At 67.5% G+C, this 17,969-nt stretch carries 18 protein-coding genes and 1 pseudogene; 9 read left to right on the top strand and 10 right to left on the bottom strand.

Annotated features, from left to right (window positions below):
* Positions 1-282 (bottom strand): hypothetical protein, encoded by a 282-nt coding sequence (locus ACOGW9_RS03420; protein ID WP_419908388.1) that lies wholly within the window; start codon positions 280-282, stop codon positions 1-3.
* 167 nt (positions 283-449) lie between these two features.
* Between ACOGW9_RS03420 and ACOGW9_RS03425 the strand changes: the two genes are divergently transcribed.
* On the top strand, positions 450-1,364 hold the full coding sequence (locus tag ACOGW9_RS03425; protein ID WP_419908390.1) for an oxidoreductase: 915 nt from the start codon (positions 450-452) through the stop codon (positions 1,362-1,364).
* Between the two features lie 14 nt (positions 1,365-1,378).
* Here ACOGW9_RS03425 and ACOGW9_RS03430 read toward each other — a convergent pair whose 3' ends face one another.
* Positions 1,379-1,822 carry a rhodanese-like domain-containing protein gene (locus ACOGW9_RS03430; RefSeq protein WP_419908392.1) on the bottom strand — a complete coding sequence of 148 codons (444 nt, stop codon included), beginning with the start codon at positions 1,820-1,822 and terminating at the stop codon, positions 1,379-1,381.
* Positions 1,823-1,993: 171 nt separating this feature from the next.
* Here ACOGW9_RS03430 and ACOGW9_RS03435 point away from each other — a divergent pair, with 171 nt between their 5' ends.
* A complete protein-coding gene (locus tag ACOGW9_RS03435; protein ID WP_419908394.1) occupies positions 1,994-2,437 on the top strand; it encodes an SRPBCC family protein in 444 nt (147 codons plus the stop codon).
* A 15-nt stretch (positions 2,438-2,452) separates the two neighbouring features.
* On the opposite strand, the gene ACOGW9_RS03440 is transcribed toward ACOGW9_RS03435, so the two are convergent.
* Complete coding sequence (locus tag ACOGW9_RS03440) at positions 2,453-3,163, bottom strand: dimethylsulfonioproprionate lyase family protein (RefSeq protein ID WP_419908396.1); 711 nt, start codon at positions 3,161-3,163, stop codon at positions 2,453-2,455.
* Between the two features lie 78 nt (positions 3,164-3,241).
* Here ACOGW9_RS03440 and ACOGW9_RS03445 point away from each other — a divergent pair, with 78 nt between their 5' ends.
* Genes ACOGW9_RS03445 through ACOGW9_RS03460 form a run of 4 tightly spaced genes read left to right on the top strand, consistent with a single transcriptional unit; the run spans position 3,242 to position 7,889 of the window.
* Entirely contained in the window at positions 3,242-3,682 is a 441-nt protein-coding gene (locus ACOGW9_RS03445; protein ID WP_419908398.1) for a Fur family transcriptional regulator, read from the top strand.
* A gap of 55 nt (positions 3,683-3,737) precedes the next feature.
* On the top strand, positions 3,738-5,954 hold the full coding sequence (gene katG, locus ACOGW9_RS03450) for a catalase/peroxidase HPI (RefSeq protein ID WP_419908400.1): 2,217 nt from the start codon (positions 3,738-3,740) through the stop codon (positions 5,952-5,954).
* 48 nt (positions 5,955-6,002) lie between these two features.
* Positions 6,003-6,836 carry a phosphate/phosphite/phosphonate ABC transporter substrate-binding protein gene (locus tag ACOGW9_RS03455; RefSeq protein ID WP_419908402.1) on the top strand — a complete coding sequence of 278 codons (834 nt, stop codon included), beginning with the start codon at positions 6,003-6,005 and terminating at the stop codon, positions 6,834-6,836.
* 27 nt (positions 6,837-6,863) lie between these two features.
* Entirely contained in the window at positions 6,864-7,889 is a 1,026-nt protein-coding gene (locus ACOGW9_RS03460) for an LLM class flavin-dependent oxidoreductase (protein WP_419908404.1), read from the top strand.
* A gap of 64 nt (positions 7,890-7,953) precedes the next feature.
* Here the strand turns inward: ACOGW9_RS03460 and ACOGW9_RS03465 are convergent, their stop codons facing one another.
* The 3 genes and pseudogenes from ACOGW9_RS03465 to ACOGW9_RS03475 form a co-directional block, all read right to left on the bottom strand.
* Positions 7,954-8,448, bottom strand: a complete 495-nt coding sequence (locus ACOGW9_RS03465; protein ID WP_419908732.1) for a protein-disulfide reductase DsbD domain-containing protein — start codon at positions 8,446-8,448, stop codon at positions 7,954-7,956.
* 159 nt (positions 8,449-8,607) lie between these two features.
* Positions 8,608-8,862, bottom strand: a pseudogene (locus ACOGW9_RS03470) (redoxin domain-containing protein); the annotation flags it as partial.
* Positions 8,863-8,874: 12 nt separating this feature from the next.
* The gene (locus ACOGW9_RS03475; RefSeq protein ID WP_419908406.1) at positions 8,875-9,132 is read right to left on the bottom strand and encodes a hypothetical protein; all 258 of its coding nucleotides are present in this window, start codon (positions 9,130-9,132) and stop codon (positions 8,875-8,877) included.
* Between the two features lie 107 nt (positions 9,133-9,239).
* Between ACOGW9_RS03475 and ACOGW9_RS03480 the strand changes: the two genes are divergently transcribed.
* Both ACOGW9_RS03480 and ACOGW9_RS03485 read left to right on the top strand, forming a co-directional pair.
* On the top strand, positions 9,240-10,115 hold the full coding sequence (locus tag ACOGW9_RS03480; protein WP_419908408.1) for an alpha/beta fold hydrolase: 876 nt from the start codon (positions 9,240-9,242) through the stop codon (positions 10,113-10,115).
* Positions 10,116-10,226: 111 nt separating this feature from the next.
* A complete protein-coding gene (locus ACOGW9_RS03485; protein ID WP_419908410.1) occupies positions 10,227-12,488 on the top strand; it encodes a xanthine dehydrogenase family protein molybdopterin-binding subunit in 2,262 nt (753 codons plus the stop codon).
* Between the two features lie 30 nt (positions 12,489-12,518).
* On the opposite strand, the gene ACOGW9_RS03490 is transcribed toward ACOGW9_RS03485, so the two are convergent.
* From ACOGW9_RS03490 to ACOGW9_RS03505, 4 genes are all read right to left on the bottom strand, one after another.
* On the bottom strand, positions 12,519-13,625 hold the full coding sequence (locus ACOGW9_RS03490) for an NAD(P)H-dependent flavin oxidoreductase (RefSeq protein ID WP_419908734.1): 1,107 nt from the start codon (positions 13,623-13,625) through the stop codon (positions 12,519-12,521).
* Between the two features lie 82 nt (positions 13,626-13,707).
* Entirely contained in the window at positions 13,708-14,925 is a 1,218-nt protein-coding gene (locus ACOGW9_RS03495) for an LLM class flavin-dependent oxidoreductase (RefSeq protein ID WP_419908412.1), read from the bottom strand.
* A gap of 46 nt (positions 14,926-14,971) precedes the next feature.
* Complete coding sequence (locus ACOGW9_RS03500; RefSeq protein WP_419908414.1) at positions 14,972-15,715, bottom strand: SDR family oxidoreductase; 744 nt, start codon at positions 15,713-15,715, stop codon at positions 14,972-14,974.
* 204 nt (positions 15,716-15,919) lie between these two features.
* The gene (locus ACOGW9_RS03505; RefSeq protein ID WP_419908416.1) at positions 15,920-17,119 is read right to left on the bottom strand and encodes a CaiB/BaiF CoA transferase family protein; all 1,200 of its coding nucleotides are present in this window, start codon (positions 17,117-17,119) and stop codon (positions 15,920-15,922) included.
* Positions 17,120-17,224: 105 nt separating this feature from the next.
* On the opposite strand from ACOGW9_RS03505, the gene ACOGW9_RS03510 reads away from it, so the two are divergent.
* Complete coding sequence (locus ACOGW9_RS03510; RefSeq protein WP_419908418.1) at positions 17,225-17,965, top strand: class II aldolase/adducin family protein; 741 nt, start codon at positions 17,225-17,227, stop codon at positions 17,963-17,965.
* Positions 17,966-17,969: the final 4 nt, after the last annotated feature.

The following is a 17,969-nucleotide window of genomic DNA, read 5'->3' on the forward strand; positions in this document are numbered from 1 at the left end:
TCAGTCCCCTGGTGCGGGACCGAGGACCAGGTCGCGCAGCGATCCGCCGTCGGGCGATGACTTGCCCTCGCGCTCGAGCAGCCGCCGCCATGACGTGGCGATGTCCTCGTCGCCGTCAGCGAAGCCCTCAAATGTGAAATGGCGCGCGTTGCGGCAGATCTTGGCGTTGCTCAGCCCCGCGTCGGGATCGCCGCCGTCGTCTGCCTGCCAGACGTCAGTCAGGACAGGCTGCGGTTCGGCGCCGGTGTTCGACAGCGCAGGCACCGGATCGGTCGATGTCACCGACCCGATAGTAGCCGCAGGCACAAAATCCCGATCAGATGCGCTTGCGCACGAGCTCGAGTCTGTGACTCTGCGTCGTCGAGACCGCAGGCCTGCCCGGTGATTCCCTAGCGTTGCGGATCGTGCGGACTCACCCGCGTGGCTCCCGTTAGGCGAGGAAGGGCGGCATGAGCGGCCAAGATTGGACTGCTGATCGCATTCCGGAGCAGTCCGGGCGGGTGGCGGTGGTGACCGGCGCCAATTCTGGCAATGGTCTGGAGACGGCGAGGGCCCTGGCCGGTCGGGGGGCGCTGGTGGTGCTCGCCGTGCGAGACCTTGCCAAGGGCGAGGCAGCAGTTGCCGACATTGCGGCGGATCACCCGGCGAGCCGATTGGAGCTCGTCGAGCTCGACCTGGCGTGGCTGGACTCGGTGCGTCGCGCCGCCGCTGAGCTGCGAGACCGCTTCGAGCGCATCGACCTGCTCGTGAACAACGCAGGGGTGTTTCACACGCCACGGCGGCAGACCAGCGACGGATTCGAGATCCGTATGGGCACCAACCATCTGGGGCACTTTGCGCTGACAGGTTTGCTGGCGGACCGGATCGTCGCCGTCGAGGGGGCGCGAGTCGTCACGGTCAGCAGCAACGCTCACCGCTACCGCGCCCACATCGACTTCGAACGCTTCGGAAGGGAGCAGGATCGCAGCCAATCGGCCGCCTACGGACGGTCGAAGCTGGCCAACTTGCTGTTCACCTACGAGCTGCAGCGCCGTCTCGAGTCAGCAAGTTCGCCGGCTGCGGCGCTCGCGGCTCATCCAGGCTGGTCCGAGACCGAGATCCTGCGCGACTTCCGGGGCATCCGGTTCATCCAGCCGTTGATCGGACCGATGCGAAACAGCGCCGCAACGGGTGCCCTCGCCACGTTGCGGGCCGCGACCGATCCGGCCGCTGCCGGAGGCGAGTTCTACGGTCCCGACGGACGCTTCGAGATGCGGGGGCACCCGGTGCTGGTGGGATCCAGCGAACGTGCGCACGACATCGAGCTGCAACGGCAGGTGTGGACGGCGTCAGAGGACGCCACGGGAGTGACCTTCCCCATCTGAGCAGGCCTCGCCGATCACGGCGATCGGACGAGTTCGAATCCTTCGTCGAGCCAGCCGATGGCGCCGCCGATCATCTTCTTGACGGGTCTGCCGAGGCGGGCGAGGCGGACTGCTGCCTTGTCGGCTGCGTTGCAGTGAGGTCCGGCGCAGTACACGACGAACAGCGTGTCTGGCGGGTACTGCGCCAAGGCTTCCTCGGTGATCGTCGTGTGGTGCATGAATACGGCGCCCGGCACGTGTCCCGCATCGAAGCCCGCTAGGTCGCTGTTGGTCTGCAGCAGCACGAAGCCCGGTGACCCGCTCTGCATCGCCTCGTTGACGTCCCAGCAGTCGGTCTCGAGTGCGAGCAGGCGCTCGAAGTGCTCGAGAGCCCGCGCCGGCGGGCCGGCCGGAGTCTCGGTGACGGCGTTCGTGACCGCGTTCGATCCAGTGGCTGGGATCTCGGTTGCAAGGCTCATCAGGATGCTCGGTCCTCTCGGGTCGTCGGGCCGGGACAGCGTAGTGAGCGACCGACCTGTGCTGGCTGACCTTTCGCGGCGAGCTGCCGGCCCAGGAGTTCCTCGAAAGCGGTTGCTTGGGAGCGGCGTGTGTACCATCTCGCCGGATTTCATCCCGACAGGAGAGCACCAATGGTTGATACCTCTGCCAGCACCAGCATCGACATTGCCGCGAGCCCCGAGGCTGTGCACGGGATCCTGACGGATCTGTCCCGTGTCAGCGAGTTCAGCCCCGAGTGCTACAGGTCCGAATGGGAGGACGGCTCGACCGGACCCGAAGTCGGGGCGAAGTTCCGTGGCTACAACGAGGCCGGTGACATGAAGTGGGATGCTGGCTGCGTCGTCGTTGCCGCCGAGCCCGGCCGGGAGTGGGCGTTCGAGGTTCCCGCCCAGGACGGCCGCAAGACGCTGTGGCGTTATGAGATCGAGGCCACTGACGAAGGGTGCCGGGTCACCGAGAGCTTCGACTCGCCGATCCTCGACCAGGAGTTTTTCCAGAAGATGAACCGCCACAGCCTTCTGGTCAACAACATCGCCCAATCGCTGGAGAACCTCAAGGCTGTTGCCGAGGGCTGACAAGGACGAAGGCGGTCAGCACGCACCCTCGACAAGCGCGGCGTCGGCCACCACTTCGCCAGTCCAGCAGTAGAGAAGCACTGTCGGCGTCGCACCGAAATCCTGCTGGTGCGGCTGCCACGATGCGTGGTGCACGGCGTCGCCGGGCCCAGCAATTCGAGGTACGCCGTCGCCGCTGGTGAACGTCGGCTCGCCGGCCAGCACGTGGTACAGCTCCTCGGCCTCATGGTGGTGGCTGGGGTAGTGCAGGTTCGGCCCCCAGACGCCGATGCCGACCCGCACGGAGCGGTGCTCGACGATTGACGTCGGGCCGATGAGCTGCACGTAGCCGTAGTTGTCGTGGAATTCCTGGCTCAGCACGCCCCGATAGCCGGCGGTCTGGATCCACGGCAGCGCCGACGCGAGCGACAAGAGCTCCTTGAGCACCGCATCCACAGCGCCGTCGCCACAGAGCTGGACTGCGTCAAGATGCCGCAACACCGGCAAGTGTCGGGCTTCGACCACGGCCGGGCTGTGGGCCTCGTCGAGCGCATCGAGCACCGCGGCAACCATCGGGTACTCCGGGACAACCTCACGGCTGCGGTGAAACTCAGCAATCCGCCGCAGCAGCTCATCAATGACACCCGCCACATCGCAATTGTCCCAGCCGCAGCCAGTCATCAGTGCGCATACGGCTTCGCCGGTTCCGCCTTCCGTCGTGTGGGTGGCGCCGGTCAGCGGACCCAAGACGCGCTCGCTGGCGGCCCGGCGATTTTTGCTCAGTGCTGGTTTTAGACTTAGTCCAGAATCTGATATAGTCGACACATGCCTCAGGACACCGTGCAGATGCTGCGGGACCGTGGGATCCAGGTGACCGCGCAGCGGTTGGCGGTGCTCAACGCCGTGTCTGCCCGACCTCATGCCGCTGCTGACGATCTGGTCGGCGATGTGCGTGCCAGTATCGGGTCAGTATCCAGACAGGCAGTATTCGACGCCTTGGCCATGTTGACCGAAGAAGGTCTGATCCGGCGCATCCAGCCGGCACGGTCGGCGGCCCGATACGAGGACCGGGTCGACGACAACCACCACCACTTGGTGTGCCGAGGCTGCGGCCGGATGGTCGACGTCGACTGTGCTGTGGGGTACCGGCCGTGCCTCGAGGCCGCCGAAGACCACGGCTTCACGATCGACGAGGCCGAGGTCATCTACTGGGGTATCTGCCCGGTATGTCAGGCAGAGCCCGCTGTCGCCGGGAGCTCTGCATGACGACGGCACTCTCCATCCACCGATCCATTCCACAACCATCAAGGAGCAAGACAAAATGACTGACACCAGTACCGCCGATGCCACAGCATCGACAGCTGGAAAATGCCCGGTTCTGCACGACCAGGCAAACATGGGCTCGCTCGCCAACCAGCAGTGGTGGCCCGAGCAGCTCAACCTGCGGCCGCTGGGCAAGAACTCGCCGCTGATCGACCCCACCGACGAGCAGTACGACTACGCCGCCGAGTTCGAGAGCCTCGACCTCGCTGCAGTCAAGGCCGACCTCGCAGAGGTGATGACCACCTCGCAGGACTGGTGGCCGGCCGACTTCGGCCACTACGGGCCGCTCATCATCCGCATGGCGTGGCACAGCGCCGGCACCTACCGCATCCATGACGGCCGGGGCGGCGGCGGCTCAGGCACGCATCGGTTCGCCCCACTCAACAGCTGGCCAGACAACGCCAACCTCGACAAGGCCCGCCGGCTGCTGTGGCCGGTCAAGCAGAAGTACGGGCGCAAGATCTCCTGGGCCGACCTGATGATCCTGGCCGGCAACGTGGCGCTGGAGTCGATGGGCTTCGAGACCTTCGGCTTCGGCGGCGGCCGCGAGGACGTGTGGGAGCCCGAGGAGGACATCTACTGGGGTCCCGAGAATGTCTGGCTCGACGACGAGCGCTACAGCGGCGACCGGGATCTGGCGAACCCGCTCGGCGCCGTGCAGATGGGCCTGATCTACGTGAACCCCGAGGGGCCGAACGGCACGCCTGATCCGCTGGCCGCAGCCCGGGACATCCGCGAGACGTTCGCCCGCATGGCCATGAACGACGAGGAGACCGTTGCGCTGATCGCCGGCGGTCACACCTTCGGCAAGACCCATGGCGCCGCCGATGGCGATGCTCATGTCGGGCCCGAGCCCGAAGGCGCTGCGCTGGAGGAACAGGGCCTGGGCTGGACGAGCACGTTCGGCAGCGGCAAGGCGGGCGATGCGATCACCAGCGGCCTGGAAGGCATCTGGACGCCCACGCCGGTGGCCTGGGACAACTCGTTCTTCGAAGTGCTGTTCGGCTATGAGTGGGAGCTGTCCCAGAGCCCTGCCGGCGCCAACCAGTGGGTGCCGACCGATCCCGCTGCGGCCGGCACCGTGCCCGACGCGCACGATCCCTCCAAGCGCCACGCCCCGGTGATGCTCACCACCGACCTGTCGCTGCGGATGGACCCGATCTATGAGCCGATCTCGCGGCGGTTTCTTGAGAACCCCGACGAGTTTGCGGACGCATTCGCCCGGGCGTGGTTCAAGCTGACCCACCGTGACATGGGACCGGTTTCGCGTTACCTCGGGCCCGAAGTCCCCGACGAGCAGCTGATCTGGCAGGACCCGGTCCCCGTCGTCGACCACGAGTTGGTCGACGACGCCGACATCGCAGCGCTGAAGACAGCGATTCTCGAATCGGGCCTGTCGGTGTCGGAGCTGGTGAAAGCTGCGTGGGCCTCGGCATCGACGTTCCGCGACAGCGACCTGCGGGGCGGCGCGAACGGCGCACGCATCCGGCTCGCTCCGCAGAACGGCTGGGAAGCCAACGACCCGGCCGAGCTGGCAGCGGTGCTGACAGCGCTCGAAGGCGTTCAGGCTGCGTTCAATGACACCCAGAGCGACGGCAAGCGAGTGTCGATGGCCGACCTGATCGTTCTTGGCGGATGCGCTGCGGTCGAGCAGGCCGCCGGCGCCGCCGGCCACGATGTCGTAGTTCCGTTCTCGCCGGGACGCACCGATGCCTCGGCCGGCCAGACCGATGCCGAGTCGTTTGCCGTGCTCGAGCCCACCGCTGACGGGTTCCGCAACTACTGGCGGGCCGACGACAAGCGCCGCCCCGAGGTGATGCTGGTGGACCGATCGAGCCTGCTATCGCTGACGGCACCGGAGATGACGGTGCTGGTCGGCGGCCTGCGAGTGCTCGGTGCCAACACCGGCGGCTCGCCGCAGGGAGTGCTCACCGAGCGTGCCGGATCGCTCACCAACGACTTCTTCGTGAACCTGCTGGACATGGGCACCGAGTGGCAGGTGTCCGACACCGAGCACACCTACGAGGGTCGTGACCGTGCCTCTGGCGATCTCAAGTGGACCGCCAGCGCTGTCGACCTCGTGTTCGGGTCCAACTCGCAGCTGCGGGCGATCGCCGAGGTCTACGGCAGTGACGACGCCGAGGCCAAGTTCGTGGCCGACTTCGTGGCCGCATGGGCGAAGGTCATGGGCCTCGACCGGTTCGATCTGAGCTGAGTCACGCCGCCGAGCGCGGCACTACGTTGGGCGGCGGGGGATGAACCCATGACCGAACGCCCGCGACCGCTCATGATCGGCGCCACGGCAGCCGATCCGAAGCGTGCCGTCTTCATCTGGAACGCCATCCGCAAGTACTTCAACGAGGCCGGCCTCGAGACGGAGTACGCGCTGTATTCCACCTACGACGCGCTGTGTGGAGCGGTGCTGGATGGTCACGTCGACATCGCGTGGAACGCTCCGATGGCCCACGCCCAGCTGCTGCTTCAGTCGCCGGGCACATGTCGGACGCTGGCGATGCGCGACACCGACGAGGATGTCCACTCGCTGATCGTCGCCCGGGACGCCGCCGCCATCGCCGACCTCGACGACTTGCGCGGGCGACGGCTCGCCTTGGGCGTGGACATCTCGAGCGAGCTGTACCTGCTGCCCGTGGCGCAGCTCGCCGAAGACGGCTTCGACATCCGGTCCGATTGCGAACTCGTCGAGCTCGAGCCCACCGAGTACTCCAACCTGCAGATGTGGGTGGACGACCGGGCGATCTTCGGGGCCGTCATGGACGGCCGAGCCGACGCCGGGGTGATCTTCGAGCCGTGGCTCGGCTACCTGCTGCGCCGCCACGAGCTGGTGCCCGACGACATCGTCGAGGTGTGGCGCACACGCCCGTACTGCCATTGCGCCTTCACGTCCAGTCCTGGCCTGAGCGATGAGACCAGCGAACGGTTCACCGAGCTGCTCGTGGCGATGGACCCCGACGACCCTGACATCGCAGAGATGATGCGCATGGAGCACCTCACCAAGTGGGTGCGAGCCACCGACGACGGCTGGACCGACCTCATGACTGCCGTCGAAGACGCCGACCTCGTCGGCAAGATCTTCTAGATCTCCCCAAGAGGAAAGGCATCTGACATGTCGAAACCCGCGCTCGGGCTGCTGCTTGGCTTCGAGGACACGATGGCCGACTTCGTGGAGCTGGCCCGTGAGGGCGAGGCCGCGGGCATGGACTCGATGTACACGGTCGAGGCAGGGCGCAGCGCGTTCGTCTCGGCTGCTGCGGTGATCGCCGCGACCGACCGAGCGACGGTCGGCACCTACATCGCCAATGCGTATGCCCGGGAACCATGGCTCACGGCGATCGCCGCCCGAGATCTCGACGAGATGAGCGGCGGTCGGTTCACGCTGGGCCTCGGCACCGGCAACCGCCACTTCAACGAGTGGTACATGGGCATTGACGAATTCCGGCCCCTCGGCAAGCTGCGCGACTACATCGAAATCGTGCGGAGTGCCGTGGCCGGCCGTGCGGGAGAACCGGTGCGCTACGAGGGCGAGCACCACCGGATCCGCTGGCGGGCGAGCTGGGAGCCGACCCGGCCGTCGATACCGGTGTACCTGTCGGCGTCGGGACCCAAGATGGTGCGCCTAGCGGGCGAGGTGGCCGACGGGGTCGGCGTGGGCGTCATGTCGTCGGTGGAGTTCATGCGTGACATCGTCCGGCCCGCAGCCCAGCAGGCCGCCAGCGAGGCAGGCCGAGACCCCGACGGCGTCGGATTTCTGATGGGATCGTTCCTGAGCGTCAACGACGACGAAGAGCTGGCCCGCAATGCCGCCAAGGCGACCATCTGCGGGCTGTTCCATCCAGTGCCGCACCCGTACTACGACTCGCAGTTGCGCCAGCTCGGCTACGCCGAATTTGCCGACGCCGCAACCCGGCTGATGCCCGAAGGCCAGATACGCGAGGCAATCGGCTTGGTGCCCGACGAGGTCGTCGACACCATGACCATCACCGGGACGCCCGCCCAGTGCGCTGGCCGCATCGCCGACTACAGCGGTCTGACCGCTGAGATCATCCTGTTCCGCGTCCCGCAGCGCACCGACCCGGCAGGGCTCGCCGGCTACGAGTCACTGTTCGAGGTGGTTTCGCTCGCCAGCGCCTGACTCCATTCCCCCTGGAAACCGGCTGCAGCTGCGCTCGCAGGCACGGCGGTCGCCGCGCAGCCGGCTATCGGCTGTCCTCGGCGGGGGGCTCGGTGCCGGCACGGCGGTCGATCAGGCGTTGGAAGTGCTGAGCACCGTTCATTGCCGGCACACGGCCGACGCCGGGGCCCATGTCGCCGAGCACCGGGAAGCCCGCCTCGACGCGGAAGCTGAAGGGCATCGACTCGGGAAGGAAGCACTCGACGTCGTCGCAGGCTTGCCAGCGGACCTGCCCGCTGATGGTGACGAATCGTCCGCCGTCATGCTTCTGCATATTCCGCGCGTTCTGTGCAATCGGCAGCCGCAGGACGACATCGCCCTCGTACACGGCAAGCGTGTCCCCCGAACCGGACAGGGTCAACGGCGTCGTGAGTGGTGCCAACAGCTCGTAGGACAGGATCCCGTCATTGTCGTCGAGCTCGATCGCAGCGGCCACCAAGCCGTCTGGCACTGGCTCGCTGTACAGATGCTGACCCTCGGGCACCCGGAACGTGGCAACGATCTGGCGCGTGACGCCCATCGGCAGGCGGTCACCGTCGATGGCCACGTCCACTGACACCCGATCGGGCGGCCGTTCGAATTCCGGCGCATCGAACTCGGTGCCGAGGGCTGCAGCGAGCAGCTGCTCGGGGCCCGGCCGGATGGCGAAGTTGTGCTCGAAGAACTTCGCCACGACGATCCCGTCTGCATCGACGACGTACGACCCCGGGAACGGAAGGCCGTACCACGGGTGATCGTCGGGCGGGATCAGCGTGTTGAGTATCCCGAACGACGTGATCACCTCGCTGTCGGGGTCCGACAGCAGCGTGAACGTGGTGCCGTGGGCCTCCGCGTAGTCAGCCAGCGCATCGGGTTCGTCGTAGCTCAGCGCATACAGCCGGACGCCCGCCGCGCGGTAGGCATCCATGCCTCGTTCCAGCTCGACCAGCTGGGTGCGGCAGGGCGGTCACCACACCGCCGAGCGGTAGAACACCACCACTGCCGGCTGCCCGTTGCGGTCGGCGTGCAGGTCGACCCGACGGCCGGTCTGGTCGGTGGCCACGATGTCGGGCAGCCGGGTGCCGACCTCAGGACCAGTGGGGAATTCTCCCCGCGGGATCCGCCGACTCCCGTGACCTGGCGGCTCAGGCATGTTGAAGCCTTCGAAGTCCTCGTAGTACGGCCCGCTTGTCGGGCCGCCCCTGGTGTCGAGTTCGATCCCCATCACTTGCTCCGTTCGCTTGAGGTGCGGTGCCGATCTGCGCCGTCGATCATGGCACGCCAGCCGTTGCGGCCCAGGGCTAGCGTCGGAGGTGCAGCAGGGAGGTTGACATGGCTGAGCGAATGGTCAAGGCCAACGGCATCGACGTCTGTACTGAGGACTTCGGTGACCCAGCAGACATCCCCATCCTGCTGGTGATGGGCGCGAGCGCTCAGATGATCCTGTGGGAGGAAGGCTTCATCGCCGGCCTCGTCGACGCTGGCCGCTACGTGATCCGCTTCGACAACCGGGACACGGGCCAGACCACCAGCTTCGATCTTGAGCAGGAGTCCTACGGACTCGCCGACATGGCCAACGACGCTGTGGGCGTTCTCGATGCCTACGGCCTCGCCAGCGCACACCTCGTCGGGGCATCGATGGGCGGAATGATCTGCCAGCAGGTCGCCATCGACCATCCCGGACGCATCCGGACCATGACGTCGATCATGTCGACGCCTTCCGGCGGGGAGATCGCGCGGGCGATCTTCATGGGGGAGACACCCGACCTGCCGCCGCCGGAGCCGAAGGTCATCGAGGTCAACATGAAGTACATGCTGGAGCCGCCGCTCACGCGTGAGGACCGGGTGCGGTCGCGGCTCGAGATGTTCGAAGCGCTCGCCGGCAGCCGCGTGCCATTTGATGTCGAGCGTTTCACGGCGATCTTCGAGCGGGAGTACGACCGGGCAGCGAATTGGCCGGCGATGAATAACCACGGCCAGGCGCTGATGGACGAAGAGAACCGTTCGGCGAGACTGCGCAACATCTCGACGCCGACGATCGTTATCCACGGCACCGAGGACTCGATCCTGCCCTACCCCCACGGCGAGGCCACCGTCGAGGCCATCGAAGGGGCCCGCATGGTGACGCTCGACCGGGTGGGCCACGAGCTGCCCGAGGCGGTCTGGCCCCAGGTGTGGGAGGCCATCCTCGGCCACACCGTCGAATAGCCCGGTCTCCCAGCTCCGGCTGTCCTCCGCCGCGGCCGTCGGGTCGGCAGCATCGCAAGTGCGCCGTACCTGACACCATCTATGTCACACGCCGCGGGCTACGTTGCTGCCGTGGCTACTGAAGGATTCCGTGGGCGGCGCGAAGACGAGCCGCTGCTGCGAGGCGACAGCACCTACATCGACGGGCTCGACATCCCCGAACTCGCTGGCGCAGCCCAAGCGGTGTTCGTGCGCTCGATCGAACCCCACGCCCGGCTCGCATCGGTTGATGTGACCGGAGCACGTGATGCGGACGGCGTGATCGCGGTGTACCTGGGACCCGAGGTGGACGGCTGGCCGCTGCCGCCGCGGCTGCCCTCGATGAACGGCGACCTGTGGCGGCCGCTCATGGCATATGACACCGTTCGCTTCGTCGGCGAGCCCATCGCGCTCGTGATCGCCGAGACGCGTGTCCAAGCCGTCGATGCCGCAGAACTGGTGGTGGTCGATTACGAGCCTCTGCCACCGCTGGTCGATCTCGATGCCAGCCTGGCTGGCGACGTGCTGTTGCACGAACACGCCGGCACCAATGTCGCCTTGGCCTGGGAGCTCGACCCGCTGCCCGACGGCGTCTGGGACGGCTGCGACGTCACCGTGGAGTTCGACATCCGGCATCCGCGGCTGGGGCCGCATGCGATCGAGCCGCTCGCGGGTGCCTCGGCCTGGGGCCCCGACGGCCGCTGCACCGCGTGGGTCTGCTCGCAGCGTCCCGCAGGCGCGAAGCACGTCATCGAGACGCTGCTCGGTCTCGAGCCCGGCACTGTGCGGGCGATCTCGCCCGACGTCGGCGGCGGCTTCGGATCCAAGGGCGGATGGGGCTGCTACCCAGAAGACGTCGTCGTGGCTTGGGCAGCACGCGAGCTCGACCGGCCGATCCGCTGGGCGCAGACCCGCTCGGAGGCCTCCCTGGCGATGGGGCACGGGCGTGCCTCGCGCCACCGGGTGCGCATCGGCGGCATGCGCGACGGCACCATCGTGGCCTACTCGGTGGACGCGCTGCAGGACAGCGGCGCGTATCCGGCCATGGGAACGAACGTCACCGGCAACCTGCGCAACAGCGGCACCGGTGTCTATGACATCGCGCATGCGACGCTGCGAGGCACGTCGGTGGTCACCAACACCACGCCCACTGTGGCATTTCGAGGGGCTGGCAGGCCCGAGGCGGCATGTTCGATCGAGCGGGCAGTCGACCGGTTCGCACAGCTGATCGAACGCGACCCGCTCGACGTCCGGTTCGCCAACCTGGTGCCGCCCGACCGGTTCCCCTACCGCACCGCGGTTGGGTCCACCTACGACAGCGGCAACTATCCCGAGGCGCTGCGGCTGGCCGCGGCGTCGGCCGATTACGAAGGGCTGCGGGCTGAGCAGTCAGCCCGGCGGGCGAGCGGCGACAACGAGATGCTGCTAGGGATCGGCGTGAGCTGCACGACTGAGATCACCGGCGGCGGCGAGGGCGAGCGGGCAACTGCGTTTCTCGATGCCGACGGCACGGTCGACGTCGTCGTGGGAACGTCGCCGCACGGACAGGGCCACGAGACGACGTTCGCTCCGGTCGTGGCCGCACAGCTCGGCCTCGACGTCGACCAGGTAACCATCTCGCACGACGACACCGACCGCTCCCCGATCGGCGGCGGCACGATCGGGTCGCGTTCGGCGCAGCTCGGCAGCGCCGCGGCGTACGGGGCAGCGGTGGATCTTGTGGCGGCCGCGCGTGAGCGTGCTGCTGAGCTGCTCGAAGCCGACCCCGACGACGTGACGTTCGACACCGACCAGGCAACATTCCATGTGGTGGGGACGCCCGCCCGCTCGCTTGGCTGGGGCGACCTCGCCAAGCACGGGGAGCTCAGCACCCATCATCACTTCAGGCCCGAGGGTGGCGCCGGGACGTTCTCGTTCGGGGCGTGTGTCGCGGCGGTGGAAATCGACACGGCTACCGGGGAGGTCCAGCTGCGCCGGCTGGTCAGCGTCGATGACGCTGGGGTGATCCTGCAGCCAGTGCTTGCGCATGGCCAGGTGCACGGCGGTCTCTCCCTGGCGGTCGGCGCTGCTCTGTACGAGGAGATGCAGTACGACCAGGACGGCGTTCCGATGACCGTCGGGCTGGCCGACTACCTCATGCCCTCCGCGGCGGAACTGCCTTTCTTCGAGTCCCACGAGACCGAGACGCCATCCCCGCTCAACCCGCTGGGCGTGAAGGGCATTGGCGAATCGGGAACGGTGGTCGCCACGCCTGCCATCCACAGTGCGGTGCTCGATGCGCTGGCACCGCTCGGTGTCGAGCATCTGGATTTGCCGTTGACACCCGAGAAGGTGTGGCAGGCGCTCCAGTCCTAGTTGCAGACCCTGCTGCAGACTTGGCGGCCGTCAGGTTCGACCGAGCAGCTCCCGGGCCTCCTGAACGACTCTGGTGACGACCTCGCCTGCGCTCGGCAGATCGCTCAGCAGGTCGAATCCGGCGCCGGCGTAGAGCGGCTGCATCTGGTCGTCGTCGGCTAACACTGCGGCCCGCTGCATGTCGGCGCGTGCCGCGGCCTGCAGCAGGCCAGGCAGCGGCTGCCCGCCGTAGGCGGCCCAATGGTCGGTGAAGTCCGACCGCAGCACCCGGGCCCACTGGCCGGTGAACCCATCGGTCAGCACCGTCGTCCCCGCCCCCGATGTGAGCCTGTCCTTCCAAAGGCGGCTGGCCTGTGACTCGGCCGTGGCCACGAAGCGGGTGCCCATGAGCACGCCCGATGCGCCGAGCATCATCGCCGCCGCCAGACCCCGTCCGTCGACGATGCCGCCAGCCGCCACCACCGGAACTCGGTCGCCGATCGCCTCGATGACCTGGGGGACGAGCGTGAACGTGCCGGTCCCGGCGGCCTCCCCAGCGGTCAGCTTGCGGCCGTGGCTGCGGTGCCCGCCGGCCTCGAGGCCTTGAGCGATCACGACGTCGCTGCCGCAGTCCACGGCGCTGCGGGCATCGGCGGTCGTGGCCACCATCGTTACGACCTTGGCGTCGACGCTGTGAAACTGCTCCACCAGCTCGGGCTCCGGGATGCCGAGTCCCGCCGAGAACACCGGAATCCGCTCATCGATCATGACCTCGAGGGCCGCGTCCACCAGGTCAGGCATCGGCCGAGGAGCCTCCAGCGTGGCGGGCAGCTCGAAGCGGGGCCGCAACTCGTTGAAGACGCTCTGCACCGAGCGCACCAAGTCGGCGTGGTCGCTGACATCCGGGGGCGAGCGCACATCGTCGTGGAGCCAGATGTTGACGCCGAAGGGCCGGTCGGTCAGCTCTCGCACCCGCCGGATCGCGTCCCGCACAGCATCGGGCCGCAAGTTGAGCGCAGCCAGAATGCCGAGCCCGCCGGCATTGCAGACGGCGGCGACCAGCTCTGGCCCGGCCACCCCGCCCATGCCCGATTGCAGCACCGGGGCGGTGACTCCGATAGCGGTTCTCAGCCGCTCGGGATCGCCGGGAGTGAAGATGCCCGCACCCTAGACGTGCTCACCAACTCACCAGATTGTCTGGTGCGGATGGTCTGCAGTGCTGGTTTGCAGCGTGATGCGCTCAGTCGGCGTCGGCTGCGGCGCCGACGTTGGGCGTGAAGCCTGACTTGGGCGTCCCGACGCCCTTCAGCGCTGCGGCGGCCCGCTCGTTCTCGAAGATCTTCGCCAGGATCGCCTTGCCGGCCCGATCGAAGTACTCGCGGTTCTCGATCACGAACTCGTTGGATTCCTGCATCGAGGTGAGCTGGCCATTGACCGCAGGCATGACGTGGCGCGCCACCAAGTCCCAGCTGCGGAACATGGCCTCGGGCTCGGCCCAGTCGTTGACGAAGCCCATCATCACGCCGAACCCGCCGGTGATCTCGTGCATCTGCAGGATGTTCTCGATGAGGTCGTCGGGGGTGCCGATGACGCCGGCGGCGGAGTCGGGGTCGGCGTAGAAGTCGATGGCCTCCGCCGTCGAGGCCAGCGGCTCCAGCCCCGGCCGCTGCAGCGTCGCGACGTTGTAGTCGTTGTGCCAGCGCAGCAGCCCGTGCTCGACGTCACGCCGAGCCTGGTCGCGGGTGAGCGCCACGTGGAAGTTGAACATCACCCGCCAGTCGGCCCGGTCTACGACACTGTCGTGCTTGGCGGCGGCCTCCTCGGCGAAGCTCCACTGCAGCGGCAGCGACGCCAAGCCCTCGGTGGACATAGAACCGATCGACAGCACGCCCATGCCGTGCTTGCCGGCGAGTGTCATGCCCGACGGGCTGATCATCGACGCCGTCACCATCGGGATCTTGTGCTGGTACGGCAGGATCTGCAGCTTCGCGTCGTACAGCGAGAACCAATCGCATTCGTAGGTGAAGCGCTCGCCGCCTGCGAGCAAGTGCTGGATGACCGGGATGGCCTCGTCCTGGCGGTCCCGCAGCAGCATCGGGTCGATGCCCAGGGTGTGGGCGTCCGACGGCAATGCGCCGGGCCCGGTGCCGAGCATCGCCCGCCCGAAGCTCATCTGGTCGAGCTGGACGATGCGCTGGGCGACCATGAACGGATGGTGGTACGGGATGGACGTGACGCCCGTGCCCAGCTTGATGCGGCCGGTGCGCACCGCTGCGGCGGCCAGGAACATCTCGGGCGAGCCGATCGTCTCCCATCCGGTCGAGTGATGCTCGCCGCACCAGAACTCGTCGTACCCCAGCCGGTCGAGGTGGGTGACCAAGTCGAGATCTCGCTGCAGCTGCAGCGCCGGACTCTCCCCAGGCAAATGATGCGGTGCGAGGAACGCTGCGAACTTCACCGTGGGGACCCTACCCAGCACGCTGCGCCGAATGGGCTGTCCGGTGCTAGCTGATGCTGCGGCCCCCGTCGACGTCGAGGCAGACGCCGGTGAGGAAGCTGGCTTCGTCGGACGCCAGGAACATCACGGCGTTGGCGACATCGACGGGGTCGGACATGCGGCCCATGGGGATGCCCTCGACGACGCCTGCTCTCATTTCGTCGGTCATCGTGTCCAAGCCGGTCGCTCGCTCGAAGAAGCGGGTCTCCGAGGCCACGGGCGCCACGCAGTTGATGCGGATGTCGGGCGCGAACTCCTCGGCCAGACCCCGTGTCAGCATGATCGTGGCCGCTTTCGAGGTGTTGTACGGCGTCAGGCCCGGGCGGGGCCGCTTGCCGCCGATCGAGGCCGTGCTCACGATCGAGCTGCCTGGGGGCATGTGCGGCGTGAAGTGCTTGGCGGCGAAGTAGACGCTGCGGGTGTTGACCGCCCACATGAGGTCGAACTCTTCGGTCGGGATATCCAAGGTGGAGCCCATCCGGTGGGCGAATCCTGCGTTGGCGGCGACGATGTCGATGCCGCCCCACGTGTCCACCATGAGCTGGGCCAGCTCGGCGTGAGGCGCTTCCTCTGTCACGTCGAGACGGAACGACTCAGCGCCCTCGAGGCCCTTGGCCACCGTGGCCGCTCCTTCAGCGTCGATGTCGGTGACCATCACCCGCGCCCCGCGCTCGGCGAATCCCTCGCTGATCGCCCGACCGAAGCCCGAAGCCCCGCCGGTCACGATCACCCGCTTGCCGTCAAACCGCATCGTCGCTCCCTCGTTGCGTTGGCATTCAGGCCCAATTCTGGGCGAATGCTAGGTCGGGCGCCCGCACCAGCCTGTTACGCTCACGTTCAGAGGCCAGCCACCCCGGAGTTGGCAGAGCAACCCGCTTGGGTAGCAACCGGGGGGCTGGCCCTTTCGCGACCGTAGTCATGGCGCGCTGCGTGCGAGCCTGAATTTCGATGTCTCTCAAGACATCGTGAGGATGCCGTCGCTGATGAGGCTGTCGATGGCGGCGGCGTCGTAGCCGATCTCGCTCAGAATCTCCGGGCCGTGCTCGCCTATGCCCGGAGCCGGCCGCCGGACGCTCGGCGGTGTCTCGGAGAACTGCTCAGGCGGCGGGATGACGCGGTACGGGCCCGCAACCGGATGCTCGTCGATCGGAAGCTGAGATACGAGTTCGTCGAGCGTCGCCGCTTCGGTTGCGGGGATGCCGTTTTCTTCGCACAGCTCCAGCCACTCTGCCGTGGTGCGCTGGCCCAGCACCGAGGCGACATCGCGGTACAGGCTGTCGCTGTGGGTGACGCGCTCGATGGGCGTCGCGAAACGCTCATCGGCGGCGAGATCGTGCCGTCCCCCGGCTTCGAATAGCGCGACGTAGTGCTCGTGGTCGTAGGGGAGGATGTTGATCCACCCATCCGCAGTCCGCTGGGGTTTGCGCTCGGGCGTGAGGATGCGGGCGTACCCGGCGCTCGCCACCGGTGGCTCGGAGATGGCGCCCGCACCGTGCTCGACGAGCACGAAGGCGCGCATCACATCGATCATCGGGATCTCGATGCACTGGCCCTGGCCGGTCTGTGCCCGGTGGTACAGCGCCGCGGTCACCGAGTTGGCGATCGTCAGCCCGCAGAACTTGTCGGCGACGAGGCTGGGCAGCAGCATCGGCTCGGCGCCCATGCGTCGGAACAGGTCGCCGATGCCGCTGGCGGACTGGATGATGTCGTCGTATGCGGGCGCATCGGCCTGCTCGCTGGTTGATGGGTAGCCATGCGCCCGGCAAAACACGATGTCGGGGCGAACCTGCTGCACGGCCTCGTAGTGCAGCCCGAGGCGGCGCAGCGGTCCCGGGCGAAGATTCGTGATCATCACGTCGCACGTGGCGACGATGTCGAGGAACACCTGGCGGCCCCGCTCGTGCTTGAGATCCAGGGAGATGCTTCGCTTGTTGCGCAGCAGGTTGAGCGAGACACCCGAGAACCCGTCGACCGGACCCGAGCCCATGCTCCGGTTGCGGTCGCCGGCCGAGGATTCCACCAAGATCACGTCAGCGCCGAAGTCGCCGAGCGTGCGCGTCGCCGCAGGCCCCATGAGCACCGACGACAGGTCGAGTACCCGGACTCCCGCCAGCGGTCCGGCCGCTCCCTCGCCTTCGTTCTCGCCCGTGCTCATCTCACCTCATTACGTCGCGAAACCGGAGTGCAGGACTATCAGATGTTCTTGCTGTCCGTACGGGTCGAAGTCTTGTGGGCGGTTCCTAGGCAATAGCTTCGGCGTATGGGCGATGGCCTGGATGGGCTGCGGCGGGAGGTTGCCATCGGGTGCCGGGTGATGGCGCATCGCGGGCTGGTCGAGAACATCCTGGGGCACATCAGCCTGCGGATCGACGGCGGTCGGGCGCTGGTGCGGTGCCGTGGGCCGCACGAGGCAGGGCTGCGGTTCACGGTGCCTGACGACGTGCGCGCGGTCGATCTCGACACCGGCGAGATCACCGACGATCCGGCGGGGGATTACGCCGTGCCGGGCGAGTTGCCGATCCACACAGCAGTACTCGCGGCCCGGCCCGATGTGACGTGCGTGGTCCACGCCCATCCGCCCGACGTCGTGGTGGCCAGCCTCGCAGGCATCGAGCTCGAGCCGATATTCGGTGCCTACGACATCCCAGCCGCCCGCCTTGCCGCCGCAGGCATACCCGTTCACCCACGTTCGGTCCTCATTCGAAACGACGTGCTTGCCGCCGAGATGGTGGCCTCGCTGGGCGATGCCCAGGCGCTCGTGCTGCGAGGCCACGGCGTCGTGACCGCTGGCGAAGACGTAGCCGATGCCGTGCTGCGGTCGCTGCAGCTCGACACGCTGGCACGCATCCACCTGCGGGTGCGCGCCGCAGGAGCGACCCCCGAAGCCGTTCCCGACGCCGATCTGGCCGAGTTGCCGGACCTCGGCAGCGCCTTCAACCGTGAGACCCTGTGGAGACACCACGTGGCTGCCCTCGACCACGACGGGCATGGGCTGAACTAGGGCA

Origin of the sequence: Candidatus Poriferisodalis sp. (assembly GCF_965203655.1) — a bacterium.
Taxonomy (GTDB): Bacteria; Actinomycetota; Acidimicrobiia; order Acidimicrobiales; family Poriferisodalaceae; genus Poriferisodalis.